The 23,010-nt window shown below is 40.8% G+C and carries 11 protein-coding genes; 9 read left to right on the forward strand and 2 right to left on the reverse strand.

Translation table 11 applies throughout. The features are described from left to right. Positions 1-12 precede the first annotated feature (12 nt). Together BLR84_RS11120 and BLR84_RS11125 are read left to right on the forward strand one after the other, a co-directional pair. Positions 13-1,200, forward strand: coding sequence for a glycosyltransferase family 2 protein (locus BLR84_RS11120; protein ID WP_090467921.1), 1,188 nt, complete (start codon positions 13-15; stop codon positions 1,198-1,200). A gap of 57 nt (positions 1,201-1,257) precedes the next feature. Continuing rightward, a complete protein-coding gene (locus BLR84_RS11125) occupies positions 1,258-3,915 on the forward strand; it encodes a non-ribosomal peptide synthetase (protein ID WP_090467923.1) in 2,658 nt (885 codons plus the stop codon). A 48-nt stretch (positions 3,916-3,963) separates the two neighbouring features. On the opposite strand, the gene BLR84_RS11130 is transcribed toward BLR84_RS11125, so the two are convergent. Next, on the reverse strand, positions 3,964-5,103 hold the full coding sequence (locus tag BLR84_RS11130) for an acyltransferase family protein (protein ID WP_090467924.1): 1,140 nt from the start codon (positions 5,101-5,103) through the stop codon (positions 3,964-3,966). Between the two features lie 224 nt (positions 5,104-5,327). On the opposite strand from BLR84_RS11130, the gene BLR84_RS11135 reads away from it, so the two are divergent. The 5 genes from BLR84_RS11135 to BLR84_RS11155 all read left to right on the forward strand — a co-directional run bounded on the left by BLR84_RS11135 (position 5,328) and on the right by BLR84_RS11155 (position 19,085). Beyond that, entirely contained in the window at positions 5,328-6,251 is a 924-nt protein-coding gene (locus tag BLR84_RS11135) for a glycosyltransferase family 2 protein (RefSeq protein WP_090467926.1), read from the forward strand. Beyond that, positions 6,248-7,420: a glycosyltransferase family 2 protein gene (locus BLR84_RS11140; protein WP_090467928.1), complete on the forward strand. Its 1,173-nt coding sequence runs from the start codon at positions 6,248-6,250 to the stop codon at positions 7,418-7,420. The genes BLR84_RS11135 and BLR84_RS11140 overlap by 4 nt, the downstream gene beginning before the upstream one ends. Positions 7,421-7,644: 224 nt before the next feature. Next, positions 7,645-14,265, forward strand: a complete 6,621-nt coding sequence (locus BLR84_RS11145) for a type I polyketide synthase (protein WP_090467930.1) — start codon at positions 7,645-7,647, stop codon at positions 14,263-14,265. Between the two features lie 2 nt (positions 14,266-14,267). Then, entirely contained in the window at positions 14,268-18,299 is a 4,032-nt protein-coding gene (locus BLR84_RS11150) for a non-ribosomal peptide synthetase (RefSeq protein ID WP_218128305.1), read from the forward strand. Between the two features lie 12 nt (positions 18,300-18,311). Then, on the forward strand, positions 18,312-19,085 hold the full coding sequence (locus BLR84_RS11155; protein ID WP_090467934.1) for a 4'-phosphopantetheinyl transferase family protein: 774 nt from the start codon (positions 18,312-18,314) through the stop codon (positions 19,083-19,085). Here the strand turns inward: BLR84_RS11155 and BLR84_RS11160 are convergent. Continuing rightward, positions 19,056-19,781, reverse strand: coding sequence for a glycosyltransferase family 2 protein (locus tag BLR84_RS11160; protein ID WP_090467936.1), 726 nt, complete (start codon positions 19,779-19,781; stop codon positions 19,056-19,058). The genes BLR84_RS11155 and BLR84_RS11160 overlap by 30 nt on opposite strands. Before the next feature lie 185 nt (positions 19,782-19,966). Here BLR84_RS11160 and pbpC point away from each other — a divergent pair, with 185 nt between their 5' ends. Both pbpC and BLR84_RS11170 read left to right on the forward strand, forming a co-directional pair. Beyond that, on the forward strand, positions 19,967-22,258 hold the full coding sequence (gene pbpC / locus BLR84_RS11165) for a penicillin-binding protein 1C (RefSeq protein ID WP_255366918.1): 2,292 nt from the start codon (positions 19,967-19,969) through the stop codon (positions 22,256-22,258). 150 nt (positions 22,259-22,408) lie between these two features. Then, positions 22,409-22,984, forward strand: a complete 576-nt coding sequence (locus BLR84_RS11170; protein ID WP_090467940.1) for a hypothetical protein — start codon at positions 22,409-22,411, stop codon at positions 22,982-22,984. Positions 22,985-23,010: the final 26 nt, after the last annotated feature.

A 23,010-nucleotide genomic window follows, 5' to 3' on the forward strand; every position in this document is an offset into this window, starting at 1 on the left:
TAGATAACAAACATGGATATTATAAAGCTAATAGCAACGATAATTATGGATGTGCTTTTTATATACCTGGGTGTATATAGCATTTATCTATTTATTTTCTCAGTTGCGGGGAAATTAATACCCATTAAGCAGCCACCAGTTGCTTCTTCGTTAAGTCGGTTTGTAATTTATATCTGCGCTTATAAGGAAGATGAGATTTTATTAAACTCTGCCGCAAGTGCCTTAACTATTGATTATCCTAAAGATCTTTTCCACGTTTGCATTATTGCCGATTCACTTAAACCAGAAACTATCGAAAAACTAAAACAGATGCCTTTGCAGGTGCTGGAGGTTTTTTTTGAGAATAGCACTAAGTCTAAGGCTCTTAACAAGGCCATTGAAAATACAGCTGAAGTTTTTGATGCTGCTATAGTTTTTGACATCGATAACGTAGCCGCACCCGACTATCTGCACCAGATCAATAATTGGTTAAAGGCCGGAGAAAGGGTAATACAAGGCCACCGCGTTGCCAAAAACTCCAATACTTCTGTAGCTGTACTTGATGGTATCAGCGAGGAAGTTAACAATCACATTTTCAGAAAGTCACAATGGTTATTTAAACTATCAGCGGCTATCATTGGTTCTGGTATGGCTTTGGAATATAAGTTATTTACGGAAACCATGAGTAAAATAGACGCTGTGGGTGGTTTTGACAAGGAGATGGGATTAATACTCACCCGGCAAAAAATAAGAGTGGCCTACGCTGAAAAAGCTTTGGTTTATGATGAAAAGGTAAGTAATCCTGAAGTGTTTAAAAAACAACGCAAAAGATGGTTATCTGCTCAGTTCAATCTGTTACGTAAATATGGCAGCAGTGGATTCGGTCAGCTGTTTTTATACGGAAATTTCGATTACTTCAACGAAATATATCAAATGTCTATATTGCCACGGGTATTGATGCTGGGACTGATGCCTTTTATGCTACTGATTTCCTTCCTGCTTCCTGGCGTAGGTCCACACTGGCACCTGTGGCTTGTCGCGACACTTTGTTGTTATATTGGTATTGTTGTTGCTATACCCGGAGAGTTCTTTAACAGGAAACTTTTTAGTGCTGCATTAAAATTGCCGCTGATATTTTTTACCATGTTATTGTTACTGTTTAAATTAAAAGGTGCCAATAAAAAATTTATACATACACCTCACGATCATACTACCGCTTAATTACGTATATAATATTTGAAGTTGATATTAACCGGGTAAATAATTAAAAGTCTCACAATGACCGTTCCTGTAAATACAGATGCTATAAACACACTAAACAATACCCAGGCTCATTATCCGAAGGATAAAGCACTGCATCATCTTATTGCTGAGCGTGCTGCTCAAATACCTAACAGTGTAGCTGTGGTGTTTGAGAATCGTTCACTTACTTTTAAACAGGTAAACGAAGCAGCAAATAAACTGGCCGCCCACTTACTTACATTTAATATAAAAACCGGCGATATTATTGGTTTATCAATCGATCGATCGCCCGAAATGGTTATCGCCCTATTGGCCATTCTTAAAACGGGCGCCGCTTATGTACCGCTTGACCCTGAATATCCAAAAGACAGGGTTGAGTTTATGATGGACGATTCATCGGCCAAAATACTGCTCACTTCTAAAAAGCTTAAAGGACATTTTATTTCAAGTGCTCAGGAGGTGTTAATAGAGGATGCTATTGATAAATTTGACAACTACAGTGCCGCCGATCCTGAAACTGTAGTTACCGGGGATGATCTGGCCTATGTGCTGTTTACATCAGGCTCAACCGGTAAACCTAAAGGCGTACAGATCAAACATCATAACCTGGTGAACTTTCTGCTCAGCATGCAAAAAGAACCTGGCTTAAAAGCCGGCGATAACTTACTTGCTGTTACGACCATTTCTTTTGATATCGCTGGACTCGAAATGTTTTTGCCATTGTTAACTGGTGCTAAACTCATCATCACCGATGCCATTACGGCAAAGGATGGTCGCGCATTGATTGATCTGGTTTCTGACCATCAGATAACCGTAATGCAGGCCACCCCTTATACATGGCGTGTAATGTTAGAGGCCGGCTGGGAAACTAAGTTCCCGCTCAGGATACTTTGCGGCGGCGAAGCGCTCCCAAAAGATCTGATCAATAAACTCATTGCCCGTTGTTCTGAACTTTGGAACATGTATGGCCCTACCGAAACCACGGTATGGTCAACTGTAAAGCACATCACTAATGATGAAGATATTTCTATAGGTAAGCCTATCGATAATACTCAGGTTTATATCCTTGATGAAAAGCTGAATAACTTTACAGATGGCACCATTGGCGAAATATACATCGGTGGTGATGGTGTTGCAAAGGGTTATTTAAATCGTCCAGAACTTACAGACGAACGCTTTGTTGATGATGTTTTCTCCGGTATTCCCGGCAGCAAAATGTACCGTACCGGTGATTTGGGTAAAATACGCGAAGATGGAGAGATCATTTGTCTTGGTCGTATTGATCACCAGGTAAAAGTACGTGGCTACCGCATTGAGCTGGAAGAGATCGAACAAAACCTTTTAAAACAGGACAATGTAAAACAGGCCGTGGTTATAGCCCGTGAAGATACACCCGGTAACCCGCGATTAGTAGGTTATATGATCATCAATAAGCAAAAAAACGACAATGATCTGCGGGCCCAATTTGATACCTGGCAACGGGGCTTACTGGAAGTATTACCCGAATATATGGTTCCGGATGATTTTGTGATCATGGAAACCATACCGATCACCCCTAATGGCAAGATCGATCGTAAAGCTTTACCAAAACCTAACTATAGTAATATACAACGTACAGGCGAAATAGTAGCCCCACGCACAAGTAACGAAAAGTTGGTAGCCGATATCTGGACAGAACTAATGGGGTTGGAAACCATTAGTATTTTTGATAATTTTTTTGAATTGGGCGGTCGCTCCCTGGTGGCTGTCAAGATCATGGCACGCCTGGAACAGGAAACAGGTAAACGCCTGCCGCTGGCTACGCTTTTTGAACATTCTACCGTAGAAAGACTGGCTGCCAGATTGGAGCTTGATGCTACTTCTATCACCTGGGAATCATTAGTTCCGATAAAGCCCAACGGTACAAAAATGCCACTCTACATAGTACATGGCGCTGGCCTGAATGTACTGTTGTTTAACGCGCTCGCCATGAATATGGATGCAGAGCAACCGGTTTACGGCCTTCAGGCCAAAGGACTTAATGGTATTGACGAGCCATTAGATGTGATGGAAGAGATTGCCGCTAATTACATTGCCGAGATCGTGGCTAAAAATCCGGATGGGCCCTATGCCCTTGCGGGTTATTCTTTAGGCGGTATCATTGCTTATGAAATGGCAAAACAACTCATGGCTGTCGGTAAAGAAGTAAAAATGCTGGCCATGTTTGATACCTATGCAGATCTGTCAACTGTCAATGACCCTTTATTGAAGAAGGTGTTTAATAAAGCAACGTTAGTGTTAAAGCAGATAGGTTATAGCCTGGTATTGCTTGCAGAAGACCCTAAACGTACCATTGAGTATAAGAGCCTGATCATTAAACGGAAATTCATTAAGCTTTTCTGGAAAATAGCTCCGGGCAAAGACGAGAAGAAAGAGGGCTTTTTTGCTTATGATAACGAGATAGATGAAGCCAGTGAAAAAGCGCTGCGAAATTATGTTTTAACACCGTTGCCTATCGCCATTGAACTATTCAGAGCAAAAAAGCGCACTTTTTATATGGCTGATTTTAATTTCCTGGGTTGGCGGCCATTTGCACAAAAAGGCGTTCATGTACATGAAATACCCGGTGAACATAACACCATATTTGCCCCACCAAACGACAAGGAGTTTGCCGTGGTATTACAAAACTGCCTTGATCAGGTATCAAAAAACTAAAAATTAACTATACTATTAACTGATCTGTCGCCCAATAATATTAATTTATTATTGGGTGATTTTTTGAAATCGTTTTTTGATCTTCAAAAATGGTTTTTCGTACCCATAATAGGAAGCCGAAGCTAAGGCAATAGTCCCTCCTATTGTTGCTATATAGATCATTATATTTTCGATAAACATACCTTCAGGAGGCAAATACTTTTTAACCAGATACAACACCAGGAATAACACAAACTTGTGCAACAGATATATGCCGTATGAAATTTGGCCGATGTAATCTAAATAACGGTGATTTAAGGAATAGACGCTTGTTTTGGGCTCGCAGAGGTTTACAATAAGCAATGCCGACATAAAGGCTATCAAAACATCTCCATGAGGGATATCATAGTTAATATACAATCCCAGATAAATAATGTAGGTTACCAGCAATAAAACCTGGAACCATTTTTTAAAGATCACATTAAACAATGCTTGAAATTTAAAATCAAATTCCGGGTGTTTTGTATTGTAATAAATAACGGCTATCACCGCCCCTATCATCATATTATCATACCGGGCATAGTACAAAACGGTGTGCAGTATTTGATAAACACGGTTTTCACCAGCCAATTTTCCAAACACCAATTGAATAATTATAATAAGGACAATAAAAAACAACAAAGCATAAAGAATATGCTTCAGCTTTTTGATCCTGAAAAAATGAGGATGGAAAATATAAAACTGCTCTTCGGTACCAATTGACCAAATTGGATCCATAATAGCTGGTAACAGGTTCAAACAAAAAGCAAGATTAGGTAAAAACAATACCGAGAGCCATAATGCCTTGTTTGATCCACCCGGATAAACGAAAAAGCCAAATAAAACTACCAGGAAATACAAGGGCCATATTCGCAAAAGCCTTCGCATGTAGAAGGCTTTAAAGTTAACGGCCTTAAAGTTTTTCTTTTCTTCCAGTAACAGATAAGTTATCAAAAATCCGCTCAGTGAAAAAAAAACGGTTACCCCGATCTTTCCTAAATTAAGTACGTTAAAATGCGGAATACGAGGTATGTTGAAATTAGCCTTGTGTAATTCAATATGCGCTATAACCACCATAAGAGCGGCCAAAGCCCTTATCCCATTTAAATTGGGGAAGTATAATTTGGGGCGGTTTTTACTCAATGAAACTTGTTTCGTTCCATCATCCATAGCTATTCTATATTACAGGTTTAACTTTTAGATAATCTTTTCCATTTAAGAAACAATATTATAAACACCTATGTATCAACGGCGATCACTACAATTATAGCTCCATATTGTAACACATTTAATAATGACAGCCACAGTTCAGATTACACGCTTAACACTGCTATGGCTTAACTTTTGCTAATATTTATTCGTAAACGTATCACAGTCGGCATTAATCATTATACATGAAAAAAGTTTCTATTGTTACTGTAAATTTTAATCAGTCGGCTGTTACTGAAGATTTGCTGGAATCAATAGAAAAATTGAACGGCTACAAAAACATTGAAATTATTGTAGTTGATAATGCAAGTATAGCAAATCCCTTACCAGAGTGGTCTTTAAAATATCCTCACGTAATTTTTATACGTTCAGAAATTAACCTTGGTTTTGCAGGGGGAAATAACCTGGGTATTAAAGCAGCAACTGGCGACTACCTTTTCCTGGTCAATAATGATACTGAATTTACCGTTGGGTTAGTCGAAAAATTAGTTCATGTAATGGACGCTAATCATGAAGTAGGCATCATATCCCCCATGATCAAATATTACAGCGATAAGCAATTGATACAATACGCAGGCTATACGCCAATGAACTATTATACCTGCCGTAATACTTGTATTGGATTAAAACAAAAGGATACAGGTCAGTATGATCATATTACAGGGCCTACCGCCTACTGCCATGGTGCTGCTATGATGATCAGGAAAAAAGCTGCGGATAAAGCCGGATTAATGAGCGAGAATTTTTTTCTGTACTACGAAGAAGTAGATTGGTGCGAGCACATTATCAAAGCCGGATATAAAGCCTGGATTTGTACGGATGCGCTCATCTATCATAAAGAATCAGTTTCTGTAGGTAAAAAAAGCAGGTTAAAGGAGTATTTTATGAACCGTAATCGGATACTTTTTATACGCCGGAATGCCCCTTTTAGTAAAATGCTGATCTTTTATATTTACTTTTTACTTCTTGTAGTGCCACGCAATTTAATAGCTTACCTTAAATCCGGGAACCGCAATTTTATACCCATGCTTTTTAAGGCCATTTGGTGGAATTTTACCCATTCAAAAAACTGTACCGATTTAGGTTATCCCATTAATACCGTCAAATGAAAATCACATTAGCCCTAAGTCTGATCATTGTATTTTACACCTTTGCCGGTTATGGGATACTTTTATATTTCATTATTCGTATTAAAAGGGTATTCAAGGGTATTAAAACGGTAGCCGAAGATCTGGACTACCTGCCTACATGTACACTAGTAGTTGCGGCTTATAACGAAGAGGGTTTTATAAAAGATAAAATAGCCAATACCCTTTTATTAAATTACCCGGCAGGAAAGCTAAACCTGCTTTTTATAACAGATGGCTCGTCAGACGATACGCCAAACATCATAGCTCAACATCCACAGATCCAATTACTGCATCAACCACAGCGGGCTGGTAAAATAGCCGCCATACACCGAGCGATGGAGTTTGTGCATACCGATGCGGTTGTGTTTACTGATGCTAATACATTTTTAAATAAAGATGCTTTAATAAAAATATGCAGGCATTATAGCGATGCCACAGTTGGGGCGGTAGCCGGGGAAAAACGTGTACACTTTGATGAAAATGCGGACGCCAGTGCTGCCGGTGAAGGTTTTTATTGGAAATATGAATCAGCATTAAAAAAATGGGATTCTGAACTTTATTCTGTGGTTGGTGCAGCCGGTGAATTGTTTAGTGTAAGGCGCGCCCTTTATCAACCCGTTCCGGTTGATACCGTACTGGATGACTTTATGATATCTATGCTAATAGCCCAAAAAGGATATCGGATAGTATACGAACCCGAGGCCTATGCTACTGAAACAGCATCAGAAAACGTATCCGAAGAGTTAAAAAGAAAGGTCAGGATAGCTGCCGGGGGTATCCAATCTATTTTGCGTTTAAAAAGCTTATTTAACCCTTTTCCTTATCCAATACTTTCATTTCAATACATCAGTCATCGTGTTTTACGGTGGACAATAACTCCTTTTTTACTGATATTATCATTCGCACTAAATATCATACTAGCGCTTGAACCCGGCGCAACCGGGTGTCAATTGCTTTTACTGGCTCAAATATTGTTTTATGTACTTGCATTGCTAGGCCTTATTATGGAAAAGAAGCAGCTGCGTGTAAAAGTATTATTTATACCATATTATTTTTGTGTGATGAATTATGCGGTCTTAGCCGGTATTATCAGGTATTTTACCAGCAAACAAAGCGCAGTTTGGGAAAAGGTACAGCGTAAACAATAGTTAATATTTAAGTACAGGTTTAATATCAGCCATTAACCAGGTTAAATTATTATCACCATTAATTAAGTACACACTTAATTAATTTTATTTCTTTAAATTAAAATATATAGATATATAAAACTTATAAATCGCTATCTTGAACTGGTTTAAAGTTCCTGCAATTAACTTTAAAAACCTATTAATAAAATGGTCTGGCCAGTGCAGATAGCCATCCTTGTCAACTCATGAATATCAATAACGGCAACGCATCGACAGAGGGTAAAGATCATATATCTCTGATCCACCAGTTATTTGAGCATCAGCTAAATAAAACGCCTGATGCTATTGCTGTTATTTACAACGGCGAAAGTATTACCTATGCCCATTTAAATCTGGCATCAAACAATCTGGCGGCCGTAATTTTAGCTCAAACCCCAGCTTCTGCAATAATTGGCGTAAGCAACCATCGTTGTATAGAAACCATAATTAGTGTATTAGCTATACTCAAAGCAGGTAAAGCTTACTTACCCCTTGACTCTGATTACCCCAAAGACAGGCTTGAACAAATCATAGCAGACTCTGGTATCGATACCTGTATAATCACCAAAACTCAGGAACATTTTTTTGGGGAGTTGCCGATTAATACCCTATTGAGCGATAAAACTTATCCTGAAGTAGATTCACTACCTCTTATAGAAACCCCACTTGGAGCTTATGCACTATATACCTCAGGATCAACAGGTAAACCCAAAGGTGTACTGATGGGGCATGCTGCTTTAGTAAACCTTTTATTATGGCAAAAGGATAACTCTATATCTACAACGGGCACACATACCCTGCAATTTGCTCCGCTTACTTTTGATGTATCATTCCAGGAAATATTTGCCACACTAACCACTGGTGGCACACTGGTACTCATAAACGATGATCTGCGAATCGACCCGGTTCAATTACTACAATATATTGAAACCCAAGCCATAAACCGGATCTTTTTACCTTTTGTAGTGCTTCAGTATTTAACAGAAGCAGCTATTGCCAATAATCATATTCCCGCTTGTTTACAGGAGATCATGACTGCTGGTGAACAGTTAAAAATAACCCCTCAGATCATTAATTTTTTTAAGGCTATACCCGGTTGCATATTATATAATCAATACGGCCCGACCGAAACACATGTAGTAACTCAATTAAAGCTGGATGTCGACGCGTCGCTCTGGCCATTTTTACCCAGCATTGGGATACCGATAGATAATACAAATATCTTTATACTCGATGAAACACTCCACAAAGTACCCGAAGGAGAAACCGGTGAACTTTGTGTAGCTGGTATAAGTTTAGCTGAAGGCTATTTAAATAAACCAGAGCTAACGACCGAAAAATTCATCAACTGGCAGGAAAAAGAATCTCAAACCACCCGTATTTATCGCACCGGCGATCTGGCCCGTTACCTACCAGATGGTAATATTGAATATTTAGGCAGAAAAGATTCCCAGGTAAAGATCAGGGGTAACCGGGTAGAATTGGGCGAGATAGAAGTATTATTAAATCAACTTGAAAATATCAAGCAGGCCGTAGTGATTGCGCAGGAGGATACTTCCGGACAAAAACGGTTATTGGCTTATCTTGTTGCATCCTACGAATTACAAAACACAGATAAGGTACGCCAGCATTTGGAAAACCAACTCCCTGATTTTATGCTCCCCTCGGCTTATATCTGGTTAGATGACTTACCCAAAACCACCAGCGGCAAGGTAGACCGTAAAGCATTGCCCAGCTCTAACTTGCAAAGACCTGCACTTTCCACCTTATATAAAGCGCCATCCACCCCCATCGAGAAAAATATCGCCTCTGTTTGGATGAATTTATTGCAGTTAGATAAGATTGGCTTGGATGATAATTTTTTTCAGCTTGGGGGTAATTCCTTATTAGCCTTAAAAACAATAGCCGAATTAAAACAACAACACAACTACTCAATTGCGATAACCAAACTTTACCAATACCCTACTGTGGCCGGTTTAGCAAGTTTGCTAACTGGTACAAATAAGACAACACTGCTCCCAGTACGTAAGAAAAGCAAAGATAATAACACCAATCGGGATGTGGCGATCATAGGTATGGTCGGCAGATTCCCAGGGGCTAATACTATCGATGAGTTTTGGGAATTATTAGTCGAAGGCCGTGAAACAATCAGCTTTTTCAGTGTTGATGAAATCGATAAAAGTATTCCATCTAATATTAAAAACAACCCTGCTTACGTAAAGGCCCGCGGTATTATTGATGGAGCCGATGAGTTTGACGCTGATTTTTTTGGTTTCAATCCCCGGTCGGCAGAATTAATGGATCCCCAGCATCGCGTGTTTTTAGAAATAGCCTGGGAAGTACTGGAAAAAACCGGGCACCTACCACAAAAATACACTGGCACCGTTGGCGTTTTTGCGGGATGCGGGTATAATACCTACTATGATAACAATGTTTTAACCAATCCTGAGATCGTAGAAAAAACAGGCCATTTCCAGGTAAGATTACTAAACGAAAAAGACTATATAGCTACCCGAACCGCTTATCAACTAAACTTACAGGGGCCTGCGGTAGCCATTTATGCGGCTTGTTCTACATCTTTATTAGCAGTAGCACAAGCGGTAAGCAGTATCCGCGATGGACAATGTTCTGTAGCTATTGCAGGTGCGGCATCTATCACTTCGCCTATAAAAAGCGGACATCTTTACGAAGAAGGGTCGATCATGAGCAGCGATGGTCATTGCCGTCCGTTTGATGCATTGGCAACTGGTACCGTTTTTAGCGATGGTGCTGGCGTTGTTTTATTAAAAAGCATGGAAGATGCCCTACATGATGGCGATACGATTTACGGCGTTATAAAAGGCGTTGGTGTTAATAATGATGGCGCTGTAAAAAGCAGTTTTAGCGGCCCAAGCGCGCAAGGACAAGCAGGTGCTATAGCGATGGCCATCGACGATGCCGGAGTTGACGCCTCTACTATAGGCTATATCGAAGCACACGGAACAGCCACCCCTCTTGGTGATCCTATTGAAATAGAGGGTTTGAACCTTGCCTTTGGCGAGCAAGATAGAAGGCAGTTTTGTGCTATTGGCTCAGTAAAAAGCAATATGGGGCATCTTACCGCGGCTTCTGGTGTAGCCGGTCTTATCAAAACGGTATTGGCCCTTCGCAATAAGCAAATCCCTCCCTCCCTGTTTTATCAGCACATTAACCTCAATATTGATATTGCCGATACTTCATTTTATGTGAACCCGCAATTAAGTCCCTGGGAAAGTAACGATATCAGACGTGCTGGTGTAAGCTCGTTTGGAGTAGGTGGAACTAATGTTCATATGGTTGTAGAAGAGTTCGAAACAGAAGATGTATCGATAGGAACAGATAAACCATGGAAGCTGATCTGTTGGTCGGCAAAAACAGAGACTAGTCTTAATAATTATATTAAAAAACTGGGCAACTATATCTCACAACAACCGGATGTTAATTTAAACGATGTTGCTTATACATTACAAACCACAAGAGCATCATTTAATTTCCGCAGATTTATGTTAGTGGTGGATAATGATGAGTTGTTGGCGAAATTAAATACACCACATCATGACTTTTCGTCTTCCAAAAACTTAAAAACAGAGGCCAGCGGTGTTGTATTTATGTTCCCAGGACAAGGCTCTCAGTACGCAGAAATGGGTGCTGATCTTTATCGGAACGAGCCCATTTTTGCTAACGCGGTAAATGAATGTATAACCTTATTACAAAGCACAATACATGAAAACCTGTTGCAGATCATGTATCCTGCAACATCTGATAGTCAATCGCACGAAAAAATAAAACAAACTTTAAACGCCCAACCCGCCATATTTATCCTGGAATATGCCATGGCCAAATTATGGATGAGCCGGGGCATACAACCCGAGGTATTAATTGGCCATAGTATTGGCGAATTTGTGGCTGCCCATTTAGCCGGGGTATTTAATCTTAAAGACGCCTTGATCATGGTATCTGAAAGGGCCAGATTGGTAAATGGTATGCATAAAGGAAGCATGTTATCAGTAAGATTAGCAGCCGATAAATTGATCGAACTATTACCTGAAGATTTATCTATCGCTGCTATTAACAGCCATAAATTAGGTGTTGTTGCGGGGCCGGATGAATTGATCAATAAATTTGCCGGTGATCTGTCTGAAAAAGGTATCCCAAGCCGTTTGCTGGTAACCAGCCATGCATTCCATTCTTCGATGATGGATGGCGTTATTACCCCATTTGAAACAATAGTAAAATCAATAAAATTAAATGCACCTGTAAAACCAATAGTATCAACCGTAACTGGTAATTGGATGAGCGCTGCAGAAGCTACCGATCCAAATTATTGGGCACAACACCTGCGCAAAACTGTTCGCTTTGCTGATGGCTTGGATACTTTGCTGGAGGATGAAAACAGGCTTTTCCTGGAAGTTGGCCCGGGAAATATATTGGCAACAGTAACCCGTCAGCATACTACAGGCAAAAATATTGCTATCGTACCAGGATTTGAAAAAACGGAGACCCTAAGCGAAGAGTATTCCGTGCTTAAGGCCCAGGCTCAGCTTTGGTTAAACGGAGTAGAGCTTAACTGGGAAGCGGTTTATCAAGGTCAAAGCAGAAAAAAGATCGATTTGCCAACTTACGCGTTTGATCATAAACGATACTGGCTCGAACCGGCCATCATTACCAATAAAGTTGAAACAGTAGCTAATGCTTCGGTACAACAAACAGAAAACATTATCACGCAAACTACGCCAATGAGAAAAGATATTCTGATTAATAAGCTGAAAGAAATATTTGAAGATGCAGCAGGCATCGAAATTGATGCGGCCAACACGGGATTGAGTTTTATTGAAATTGGATTCGATTCCCTTTCGCTGACGCAAATCGCTACGAACCTTAAAAAGACATTTAATATACCCATCACTTTCAGAAAGTTATTTGAAGAGTATAACAGCTTAAACCTGCTGGCATCTTATTTGGATACAAACCTGCCTGCTGATGTATTGAAACCGGAGGTTGTTGCACCGGTAGCAGCATCGCAACAACAAACATTTAGCCCCCTGCCTGTAAATAACGCCGCGGGAAATAATGATTTGATCATCGGGTTAATATCACAGCAATTACAATTGCTTACCAATCAGCTGGCATTGATACAAAACGGTGGAGGTATTCAACAACCTATTCCAGTTCAAAACCATAGTACGTCTGCTATAGCTTCCATAAAACCACAGCAAATCACCTATGAACTTACACCTGAAGAACAGGAAGAGTTGAAAAAACCTTTTGGTGCAACCGCGCGCATTGAAAAGCAAACACTTGAACTAAATGATAAACAAGCGGCATTTTTAAAAGATCTGACGGCTCAATACAATGCCAAAACCGGCGCCAGTAAGTCACAAACACAAAAAGACCGTCCATATATGGCTGATCCACGTGTGGTAAGTGGTTTCAGGCCTTTAACCAAAGAGGTAGTATATCCTTTGGTGGTTAATCGATCTAAAGGCAGCCATGTGTGGGATATTGATGGTAACGAATATATCGACGCTTTGAATGGCTTTGGGTCAAACTTTTTAGGTTATCAAACAGATTACCTGAAGAAAGCAGTTCAGGAGCAAGTTGAAAAGGGTTATGAAATAGGTCCGCAGCATGAACTTGCCGGCGAAGTTTGTAAGCTGATCACCGAGTTTACCAATTTTGATCGTGCCGCTCTTTGTAATACGGGTTCAGAGGCTGTTCTTGGTGCCATGCGCATAGCTCGTACAGTTACAGGCCGGTCGCTTATTGTAGCTTTCAGCGGATCTTATCACGGTATTAATGATGAAGTGATTGTTCGTGGCACCAAAAAATTAAAAACAGTACCAGCCGCGCCGGGTATTATGCCCGAGGTAGTGCAAAATATGTTGATACTTGATTACGGTACCGAAGAATCCTTAAGAATAATAGCCGAACGGGCGCATGAACTGGCAGCCGTATTAGTAGAACCTGTTCAGAGCAGAAGACCGGAGTTTCAGCCAATAGCTTTTTTAAAGAAAGTAAAGGAGATAACCCAACAATCAGGAACCGTTTTAATATTTGATGAAGTGATAACAGGTTTCCGCATGCATCCGGGTGGCGCACAAGCCTTATTTGGCATCAAGGCAGATCTGGGGACTTACGGAAAAGTTATCGGTGGTGGAATGCCTATCGGAGCTATAGCAGGCATCAGCAAGTATATGGATGCTTTAGATGGCGGCAACTGGCAATATGGTGATGACTCAACACCGGAAGCCGGTGTTACTTACTTTGCAGGCACCTTCGTTCGTCATCCTTTAGCACTGGCGGCTGGCCGGGCTTCATTATTATATATGAAAGAACAGGGCCCGGCACTTCAGGAAGGGCTAAACGCACGCACCAAACGATTGGCTGACGCTTTAAACGCCATTTGCGAACAATATGGTATTCCACTATACATACCCTACTTTGGCTCATTATGGAAGATAAAATTCAAATATGAGTTAGCTTACGGCGAGTTGTTATTTACCCTTATGCGCTTAAAAGGCATCCATATCTGGGATCTTTTTCCTTGTTTTTTGACCGCAGCGCATACCGATGAAGAAGTAGAGCAGATCATCAATAAATTTAACGAAAGTGTCGTTGAATTGATAGAAGCCGGCTTTATGCCTTCAGAGAAACCCCAACAGGCAGGTATTTCATCAAATAGACTACCAACTGTCCCTCCTGTTTCAGGCGCAAAACTAGGACGGGATAAAGATGGTAATCCAGGCTGGTTTATCAGTGACGACGAAAATCCGGGAAAGTATTTACAGGTAAAAATTAGCAACAACTGATTTTGGACACCATCTACACATACGATACTATTCCGGTTGAATTCGATCCTTTTGCAGGGCCAGAGTTACTGAGTTTAGCCCGTTCAACGGAATCACAGCTGGAGATCTGGACATCATGCCTTATTGGTGGAGATGAGGCCAACTGTGCTTACAATGAATCATTTTCCCTATTATTTTCGGGTGCATTTAATCAGGATGCCATGTTTGGGGCGCTTCAGGACCTTGCCAACCGGCACGAAGCACTTCGATCTTGCTTTAGTGCCAACGGTAAATACATCTGCATTTATAAAGAGTTAACGCTCGAGATCAATTATCAGAATCTTTCAAATCATTCAGATAAAGAACAGCAGATTCTCATTGATGACCAAAATCAGCATGAGGCTTTAACTCCTTTTAACCTGGTAACAGGCCCATTGTTTAAAACGTCGTTGATCAAATTATCCGACGACAAACATCTTTTGACCTTCATCGCGCATCATATAGTTTGTGATGGATGGTCGATAGGTATTATGATGCAGGATCTTGGAAAACTATATAATGCCTATATCAACAATGAACATTCGCAATTGTCGCCAGCACCACTTTTTAGTGATTACGCAGCTGAGCAATTACTATTTGAACAAACTCCGGAATATAAAAGTACCCAAACTTATTGGCTGGAACAATTCAGCGGCAGTGGTCATACACTAAACATCCCTACCGATTTCCCACGTCCTACCCTGCGTACCTATAAAAGTCACCGTGATGATTTTAATCTGGATAGTGAACTGGCTTTCTCCCTCAAAAAATTGGCTAAAAACAATGGCAGCAGTTTTGTTACTACGTTGTTGGTAGCCTTTGAGATATTTTTGCAACGCTTAACCGGGCAAGATGAGATCATTCTGGGCCTGCCGGCAGCGGGGCAATCAGCTACAGGTAATTACGACTTAGTTGGGCACTGTGTAAACCTGCTTGCCCTAAGAAGCTATCCGAAAGGCGAACTTTCATTTAAAAGCTATTTAAAACAACGCACGTCGGCTATTTTAGATGCCTATGAACATCAGCAGTATACTTTTGGTAGCCTGCTCAAAAACTTAAATATAGCTCGTGATGCTTCCCGGATACCCCTGGTACCGGTAATGTTTAACATTGATATGGGGCTCGACGATGATGTAAGCTTTAATGGCTTGCAACATCAGTTGATAAGCAATCCGCGTGAATACGAAAGCTTCGAGCTATTTGTCAATATCTCCGGGCGCGATGAATCGCTTACATTGGAGTGGTCATATAATACTCAATTATTCAAATCATCAACCATCGCTGGTATGATGGATGATTTTGAATTTTTGCTGGAGCAACTGGTAAATAATCCCGATATACTCATCGCCGATATTCCTCTTAAAAATTCGCAGGAGCTTGTCAACCAGTTAAATACATGGAATAACACGTTTGCTGCTTATCCAAAAGATAAAGGTCTTCATCATTTGATCAGTCAGCGATCACAAGAATTTGGCGATCAGGTGGCTGTAAAATTTGCCGATCGGTCACTTACCTATAAACAGTTAAATGAAAGGGCCAACCAGTTGGCCGCATTACTAATCAATAAGGGAGTTAAAAAAGGAGATAAAGTAGCATTTGTGCTTGATCGTTCGGCACAGTTGGTTGTGGTTATGTTGGGTATCCTGAAAACCGGCGCTGTATACGTACCGGTTGATCCGCAGTTTCCTTTAAACCGCATTGATCACATGCTGACCGATTCTGGTGCCGTGCTACTCATTACATCCGAAGATTATAAGGAGCGCTATCAATCAGCCGCAAAAGAGTTATTGATAGAAAATATATGGCCACAGCTTGATCAATACCCGGTAAGCGATGTGAAGGTTGATGTAAATGGTGACGACCTCGTTTATATACTGTACACATCCGGCTCAACAGGATTACCTAAGGGTGTACAAATAGCTCATCACAACCTGATTAACTTTTTGTATAGCATGCAAAAAGCCCCCGGTATAGCGGCAATAGATAAGCTACTGGCAGTAACTACAGTAAGTTTTGATATATCAGGCCTGGAATTATTTTTACCGTTGATCAGCGGCGCCCAGGTGATCATAGCCAATAGTGCGGAGGCTAAAGATGGTCGCGCTTTGCTGGAGATTATCAGGAAGGAAAATGTTACTATGATGCAGGCCACGCCTTATACCTGGCGCATCATGATCGAGGCTGGCTGGGACTCATCTACCCCAATAAAAGTTATTTGCGGCGGCGAAGCATTACCCAAAGAGCTGGCAGAAAAAATAAGTACCCGTGCAGAAAGCCTGTGGAATGTATACGGGCCTACGGAAACTACAGTATGGTCAACTGTAAAACAAATAAAGGCTGATGATGACAACATCATAACCATTGGCCGTCCCATTGATAATACAGCCATTTATATTTTAGATAAATACCTGAATCCTTTACCGGTTGGAACTGCCGGCGAGATATACATTGGCGGCGATGGCGTTGCTAAAGGCTATTTAAATCAACCTGTATTAACCGCCGAAAAATTCATTGCAGATCCATTTTCTAATAAGCGCGGTAATAAAATATACCGAACAGGTGATATGGGCAAATTCCTGGAAAATGGTGAAATAGAATGCCTTGGCCGTATTGATTCACAGATAAAAATACGTGGTTACCGCATTGAGACGGGTGAGATCGAATATCACCTGGTTAATCAATATAACATTAAAGAAGCCGTAGTTCTGGCTCAACCCGATAAAAATGGGATCGATAAACTGGTGGCCTACGTGGTTACCGACGATAGTTACATGGCGGAGTCTGAAGCAGCTCAAATAAAGAGCTGGAAAATAGCTTTAAAAACAGTGCTGCCAGATTACATGGTACCTGATAACCTGATCATTATTCCGGCTATGCCTTTAACCCCGAATGGTAAAGTAGATAAAAAAGCACTGGCCAATAAGAACAGCCAACTGGCCGAAAGCATTCACCTGTTTATGGCTCCCCGAACAGATGTGGAAAAATTAGTAGCTGATATCTGGTCGGAATTTCTGGAAGTCAAAAACATCGGTATTTATGACAACTTTTTTGAGTTAGGCGGGCATTCACTTATTGCAGTCCAGGTAATGACCCGCATAGAAAAACTCACCGGTAAACGCCTGCCCCTCGCTACCCTTTTTGAAAACTCTACGGTTGAAAAACTGGCATTGATGCTGGAGATGGACGGAAAATCTATCGTATGGGATTCGCTGGTGCCTATTAAACCTTCGGGCAACAAAATGCCCTTGTATATTGTACATGGAGCGGGACTCAATGTATTGCTATTCAATACGCTGGCATCGGGCATGGATGCCGACCAGCCAGTGTACGGTCTGCAAGCTAAGGGTCTTAACGGCATTGATGAGCCCTTAAGTAATATTGTTGATATCGCGGCGCATTATAACGCAGCCATCATGGCGCAAAACCCAACTGGCCCTTATGCACTCGCGGGTTATTCATTCGGGGGCATTATTGCTTTCGAAATGGCTAAGCAGCTTGAAGAACAAGGCAAACAAATAAAAATGCTGGCCATGTTTGACACTTATGCCTACCGATCCCCTCGCTTTGATCCATGGTTGACCATGCAAGTAAAAAGAGGAAAATTTTTCATACGTAAGCTATTATACAATCTTACATTTCCAAATGGTTTTATGAGTACGATGGCGCATACCGGTAAAGTCACAAAACGAGGATTGACCAAATTGTTCTGGAAGCTATTCAAAGACGAAAAGCAGGAAGGTTTTTTCGGTTATGCTAATAAAATTGATGAAATGAATGTACTTGCCGAAAAACTCTATAAATTAGAGGCCCGGAATATTGCCATTGAATTATTCAGAGCTGAGGATCGTACATTTTATTTGGATGATTTTGAGTATCTTGGTTGGAAGCCGTACGCTTTAAAAGGAGTTAACGTTCATAAAATACCTGGTGGGCATAATTCTATTTTTAAAGCACCTAATGATAAAATATTTGCAAGCATATTACAAAACTGCCTAAACAAAGTCGCTCAAAAATAACCATATCTACCTATGTGTTTAATTAAAGTTCATATAAAATACCAGGATGACATTAATTGGCAAAACGGAGCGAATTGCGATTATAAACTAAAAGATGGCCAGGTTGATGTCTGGCGAATCAGGATCAGTTCAAATCTGATATTTATTGATGATTTTTTTAAAGTATTACTGCCCGATGAAATAACAAGGGCCAACCGTTACGTACAAAAAAAAGACAAGCTTCGGTTTGTGGTAAGTCGCGGTGCATTACGTTGTTTATTAAGCAAATATACCAACCAACCAGCTACTACCATTAAATTTGTTATCAGCGCTAATAAGAAACCATACATACACCAGCAAAATTTAAAATATAATGTATCGCATGCCGGTGACTGGGTTTTAATAGCCATATCAAACACCGAAGTTGGTGTTGATACCGAAGAGATAGATCCTTCTTTTAGTTATAAAGAGATCCTTGCTGATTATTTCAGTAAAGATGAGATCAATTACATTGCTCACCAGGGTTCTATCAATAGCTTTTTTTTACTTTGGACACGTAAAGAAGCATTAACCAAAGCAACTGCCATTGGTTTAGATAATAACCTCAAACACATCCCGAGTTTAAACGGCGATCATGAATTAGATGGTGGCATACTTGCCTCACGCGGTAATTGGAAAATGAACAGTTTTAAACCCGACGAAAATAATATGGCAAGCCTGGCCACCGAAATAACAGCCGGGCATATTATGTATTGGGATGTTAACTTTGAAAAGTTTTTACCGGGCTTTAAACAACCCGTACTTTAAGATACAGAATATCGCTCTCACCCCATCTTTCCATCCTATTTTTTTTCCTTCCTCATATGTACGGCCATAATAGGATATACCAACTTCATAGATCCGGATCTTGGGGATCCGTGAAATTTTGATAGTAATCTCCGGCTCAAAGCCAAAACGTTTTTCGGTCAGTTGGATACCTTGTATCATTTGGGTATTAAACAATTTATAACAGGTTTCCATGTCAGTAAGGTTGAGGTTGGAAAACATGTTTGAGGCAAACGTGAGCCACCTGTTGCCTATTGTATGCCAGAAAAATAATATCCGGTGAGGGTTGCTGCCCATAAACCTTGAACCGTAAACAACATCGGCAAAGCCGGCAACTATTGGTTTCAATAGGTCATTATACTCTGCAGGGTCATACTCAAGGTCAGCATCCTGAATAATGAGGTATTCACCTGTCGCTTTTGATATCCCGGTATGCAATGCTGCCCCTTTGCCTTTGTTTACCTCGTGTTTAAAGTATTGTATATTAATATCGGGATTGGCTTGTTGATATGTTGCTATGGCCAGTTCCGTATTGTCCTTTGAACAATCATTCACAATAATGATCTCTTTCTGAATATCATTCGTGAGGTTTACTTCTTTAATTTTATCCAAAATCAAATGTATCGTGTTACCTTCGTTATAAGCGGGAATGATGATTGATAATTTTTGTATTGTCATTATTGTTTTTGTGGTCAAACTATGCTTTGTTATATATTTATACTTCGGTATAAGCCTATTATATCTTTATTGAAAATATTTTAATGCAAGCCGTACTAAAACACGTCAAAATTTATTTAAAAAAACCAAAAGTAATATTTATACTTATATTTCTGACTGTTTTAACCCTGTTGTTTTGGTTTTGTTTGCCCAATCCTCTATTTAAAAGTCCTACATCGTATGTTATTGACGATAGCAATGGGCAGTTGCTCGGCGCATCTATCGCTACAGATGGTCAGTGGCGGTTTCCATACAACGATAGTGTACCCTATAAATTTAAGCGATGTATCGTAGCTTTTGAAGATAAACGCTTTGAACATCACCCTGGTTTTGATCTATTGGCCTTTGGCCGGGCTATCAGGCAAAATATCATCTCAAAAAAGGTAACCAGCGGTGGCAGTACCATCACTATGCAGGTCATCAGGCTGGCAACCAGGCATAAGCGCAATATCTGGAATAAGCTTTTAGAAATATTCATGGCTTTGCGATTGGAGCTTACACACAGCAAAAGTGAAGTATTGGCCCTTTATACCAGTAATGCTCCTTTTGGTACCAATGTAATAGGTTTGGATGCCGCCTCATGGCGATATTTTGGCCGGGGTCCGGATAAATTATCATGGGGAGAAATGGCAGCGATGGCCGTTCTGCCCAACTCACCATCACTGGTGCATCCTGGCAGGAATAGACTTATACTACTCAAAAAACGAAATTCACTCCTCCAACGCCTCTATAAACAAGGCATTATAGATAGCACCACAAGGACATTAGCCGAGCTGGAGCCAGTACCTGATCGCCCGGTACCTTTACCTCAACAGGCCCCGCATTTACTTCAACGTTTTAAAAACGACCATCAGCATCATCCTGAAGGCGATACCTGGTTACAAACAAGTATAAACTCGGCGTTGCAAGAGCAGGTTAATGATATTTTAGAGCAGCATCACCAGGTTTTAAAAGCTAATGATATTAATAACATTGCTGCTATTGTTTTAGATGTGGAAACCGGTGCTACCCTCGCTTATGCCGGTAATATAGCGCACCGCGAAGATCCGCAGATGGAAAGTGATGTAGATGTAATTGACGCCCCACGCAGCCCTGGCAGTACACTAAAACCCTTGTTATATGCATCTATGCTGCACAGTGGTTTGATATTACCCAATAGTCTGCTACCTGATGTACCTACACTGATCGCAGGTTATCACCCGGAAAATTTTGATCTGGGATATGATGGTGCTGTACCGGCATCCCGCGCGTTATCCCGATCTTTAAATGTGCCTGCTGTAAAAATGCTGCAGCAGTTTAAATATGAGCGTTTTTATGATTTTCTGCAAAGAGCAGGTATCACAACCCTAACAAAACCAGCCGATCATTATGGCCTGTCGCTAATATTGGGTGGCGGCGAAAATACCCTGTGGGAGTTAAGCGGAGCCTATGCCGATATGGCCAGGGTGCTTAATCATTATAACCGATATCATGGTCAATATAACCCGGCTGATTATCATAGTCCTGTTTATAGCATATCTCAAAAAGTTGTAAAACCAGATCTGGAAAAGGCTGGTTTGTTAGATGCGGCATCCATATACTATACTTTTCAAGCGATGGAAGAGGTAATGCGACCAGGTGAAGAAATGCTATGGCAACAGTTCAGCTCCACCCAGCGTGTGGCCTGGAAAACGGGTACCAGCTTTGGTTTTCGGGATGGATGGGCCATAGGTATTACTCCCCGGTATGTCGTTGGCGTATGGGTTGGTAATACAGATGGCGAAGGCAGACCCGGGTTAACCGGCATTAATACCGCTGCTCCTGCCCTGTTTGAGATCTTCAGATTATTACCCGTATCGCGCGACTGGTTTGAAATGCCAGCAAGCGAAATGGTCAAAATAAAAGTATGCCATCAAAGCGGCTATCGCGCCGGGCAGTATTGCGATAATACCGATGACATGCTGGTACCCCGATCAGGGCTCAAGGCCCCGGTTTGCCCCTATCATAAATTGATACACCTATCTGCCGATGGTCGGTACCAGGTGAACGGCAATTGCGAATCGCCGGATAATATCGTCAATAAAAAATGGTTTGTGCTGCCGCCATCTATGGAATACTACTACAAAGCAAGGGATTATCAATACCATGTATTGCCGCCGTTTCGGCCAGGCTGTACCCAGGCAGAGAATAGTAATGCGATGGAGGTCATATACCCAAAGGATGACGCTAAAATATATGTCCCCCTTGAAGCTGATGGCAGCCGGGGCCGGATGATCTGTAACGCGGCGCACCGCGTTCCGGGTATGAAAATATTTTGGCACCTGGATGATCAATACGTTGGCGAAACACAGGACTTTCATCAAATGTCACTCAATCCGCCTCCTGGCAAACATATCCTTACCCTGGTTGATGGCAACGGGAATACGATCAGCATAGGCTTTGAGATACTAAGCAAATGACATTCAAGAAATAGACGTATTTAACGAGAACCTGACAACATGCTTCAGGTTAAAAATTTATTTTCATAAAAACTTTAACACATACCCAACATTTACTCTGCTTGATGCGATGATGCAATAAAGAAATATTAATTTATTAATCCATCAAAAATGAAAAACCTAACTTATGTTGTGCTTGCATTGCTTTTAGCTGTTGCTGTGATTGCTAGCTGTAAGAAATCCGAAAATCCAATTGCATCAAATGAAAAGTCGAATGCTCGCAAAGTAACTGACACGATTCCAACCCCTCCCACTCCTCCAAAAGACACCACAAAGCTTGTTCCCCTTACCGGCGATAAGATAACTCTGCATGCGGGTCTGTACAAAAGCAGTCATAGTGATACCAGCTACGTCTATTTTGTTGCTCAAACCGCAAACTTGTATTGTGCAAATAGTGAGATTAATTTTAATAATAGCCTTGATGTTAATAATAACTTCAGCATCGATTTACTTAATGCACAAGTGCCGATAACTTGCAAGGGGGCTACCGGAACAATATCATCAAGCACAATCGTTTTTTGGCAAAACAATCAAAACCCCTATTTAGTAAGTGGTAGTTATCCGATCAAGGTAACCTTAAACGGTAATATTTATACCGGAAGCATAAATATATCACCTACAACCATCACCTTCAATTGGAATTATACTTCGGGAGTATTAATAACGCCAACACAAATTGCCAGGTAACATTTAGTTTATTAAACTTTTCGAAC

Origin of the sequence: Mucilaginibacter sp. OK268 (genome assembly GCF_900103125.1) — a bacterium.
Taxonomy (GTDB): domain Bacteria; phylum Bacteroidota; class Bacteroidia; order Sphingobacteriales; family Sphingobacteriaceae; genus Mucilaginibacter.

Excerpts from the sequence above, each read along its gene's own strand:
- BLR84_RS11120 (WP_090467921.1), top strand. The coding sequence starts at position 13 with ATGGATATTATAAAGCTAATAGCAACGATAATTATGGATGTGCTTTTT.
- BLR84_RS11125 (WP_090467923.1), top strand. The coding sequence starts at position 1,258 with ATGACCGTTCCTGTAAATACAGATGCTATAAACACACTAAACAATACC.
- BLR84_RS11130 (WP_090467924.1), bottom strand. The coding sequence starts at position 5,103 with ATGGATGATGGAACGAAACAAGTTTCATTGAGTAAAAACCGCCCCAAA.
- BLR84_RS11135 (WP_090467926.1), top strand. The coding sequence starts at position 5,328 with ATGAAAAAAGTTTCTATTGTTACTGTAAATTTTAATCAGTCGGCTGTT.
- BLR84_RS11140 (WP_090467928.1), top strand. The coding sequence starts at position 6,248 with ATGAAAATCACATTAGCCCTAAGTCTGATCATTGTATTTTACACCTTT.
- BLR84_RS11145 (WP_090467930.1), top strand. The coding sequence starts at position 7,645 with ATGAATATCAATAACGGCAACGCATCGACAGAGGGTAAAGATCATATA.
- BLR84_RS11155 (WP_090467934.1), top strand. The coding sequence starts at position 18,312 with ATGTGTTTAATTAAAGTTCATATAAAATACCAGGATGACATTAATTGG.
- BLR84_RS11160 (WP_090467936.1), bottom strand. The coding sequence starts at position 19,781 with ATGACAATACAAAAATTATCAATCATCATTCCCGCTTATAACGAAGGT.
- BLR84_RS11170 (WP_090467940.1), top strand. The coding sequence starts at position 22,409 with ATGAAAAACCTAACTTATGTTGTGCTTGCATTGCTTTTAGCTGTTGCT.